General features: G+C 66.1%; 2 protein-coding genes. Both read right to left on the bottom strand.

Translation table 11 applies throughout. The annotated features are described in order from the left end of the window. Positions 1-988: type IV toxin-antitoxin system AbiEi family antitoxin domain-containing protein (locus NBZ85_RS30785; protein ID WP_261563387.1), on the bottom strand; the 988-nt coding region annotated here is incomplete at its 3' end. A 201-nt stretch (positions 989-1,189) separates the two neighbouring features. Next, complete coding sequence (locus NBZ85_RS30780) at positions 1,190-1,540, bottom strand: hypothetical protein (protein WP_261559918.1); 351 nt, start codon at positions 1,538-1,540, stop codon at positions 1,190-1,192. Positions 1,541-1,883 lie beyond the last annotated feature (343 nt).

The raw sequence follows: 1,883 nt of genomic DNA, 5'->3' as shown, positions 1-1,883 counted from the left end.
GATCAGCCTCGGGATCAGCCTCTACCCGGGGCGGTGGTGCCTGCGGTCGCGCCCGCGGTGGCGGGCGGTGGCGGTCGGCGAGGGCGGTGCGGACAATCACCGTCGTGTGTCGCGCAGACGGCGTACCGGGGGCTGCATCATGCCAGGTGAAGCGGAGGACCTCCCAGCCGAGCCGGACGAGGTCGTTCTGCCGGTGCCGATCGCGGAACAGGGCCTGCGGCTCACTGTGGGGGCCGACTCCGTCCGCCTCGATGGCCAGACGGAGTGCCGGCCAGGCGAAGTCGAGCCGGGCGATGAGCTGCCCGGTCGCTGGATGGTGCACCGGCCACTGAGTCTCGTCGGGTAGCAGGCCGGCGTCGCCGAGCAGCAGGCGGAGCCGGGTCTCCAGGGGAGACTCCGCTGTTCCGTCGATCATCACCCACCAGGACCGGGCCCGGCCGCCGCCGCGGCGGTCTTCCACGCGACGGCGTAGCTCCGCGAGGTCGGCCTCGGTGATCCTCCGTTCGTGCAGCATGGCGTCGACGATGGTGATGACCACATCTCGGTCGCACCACAGCAGTATGTCCTCGAGGGTGCGGCGCACCGAGCTGGTCCGCAGGCCAGCAAGGTCCACGATCTCCGTCGGCGCGAGCAGTATCGGATGCCGGCGGTAGCCGCCGCGCAGCCGGCTGCGGTCGGCGTCAGGTGTGGCGAGATCGACGGACTCGTCGGGATCGCGGCGAAGGAGCCCGGGAAGGCGGTGGAGCCGCGCGGCGGTCAGGCCGCAGACCGTCCCACCGACGACAAGCAGCGCGGCTCGGGCGAGAGCACGTGCATCGTCGCGGACGGGCGGGACGACCATCGCACCACGGATCGGTGACGCCCAGCCTTTTCGGCGCCGCAGGTTGATGGCCTGATCGGACAGACCGAGCGCATGAACCTGCGCCCGGGTGACGACGTCATCCTGCTGCCGGGCGAGGGCGATCACCCTGTCGTGGGCCTGATCCATCCTCCGAGTCTGCGGCCGCATGACTGGTTCACAGCACCCTCGGCCGATGGCTGTGGATAACTCGGGGGCAGCGGGTGAACCCGGCGGTCCGCTGAGGGCCCGCGCAGCTCGGCAGTACCCCTGTCGGACGTGGTTCAGCCGGATAGCAAGGAAGGTGGGCGGGCCGTATACCGCCAAAAGTTGGGTTCCCGTTGCGTGGAATTACCGTACGCAGATGTCCCGATTACTGTGGGTGCTCCATCCTGCAATGAAGTGATCACGATGGGAGATGTTGATGTCGATCGGTTCCGGGAGGAGGCGTGCCATACATTGGAGGTTGGTGCCTGCTCTGGGCGCGATGATCGTCACTACCTTGGTGATTCCTGCGGCATCGGCGTCCGTCACGCCTATCGCCACACCCTTGGTGGCGCCCTCGGTCTCGGCGTCGCCTCTCCTCTCCTGCTGTCTCAGCTGTGCCTTCGGCAAGCACGTCGTTGCCCTCGACTTCATCTGCTCCGCCACCCGCAGATGGCTCGTCGCCCTCGGGTGCTGCCACCTATAGTCCATCGCCATCCATTAATTGCCCGTCTCCGCCTGCGTCCGGTTGGACCCAGGTCCCTTCGCTTCCGGGGCCGGGGTCAGAGTCGAGGTCTGGCAGTATAACGGCGACTGGCTGGTAGCTCGTATAGCTAGTACTCTTGCTAATGGCAAGACGGGTGTGGCTGCCGAAGGTGGGACGGCTCCTTGTCAAAATGATCTGGGATGGACCAATTCAATCGGTACCGCACCTACTAGTCCGATTTGAAGAGTGTGCATGATTCTGCTGTCATAGAAACATGATTATCGATGGACGGGCTCTTCCGCGGGAAACCCAAGAGGACATCCGCATGCGGGCTGTCGACCTCTTCGAGAAGAA

Source organism: Frankia tisae (assembly GCF_025403405.1).
Taxonomy (GTDB): domain Bacteria; phylum Actinomycetota; class Actinomycetes; order Frankiales; family Frankiaceae; genus Frankia; species Frankia tisai.
The sequence above is the reverse complement of the archived record's forward strand: the minus strand, read 5'-3'. Positions and strand labels throughout refer to the sequence as shown.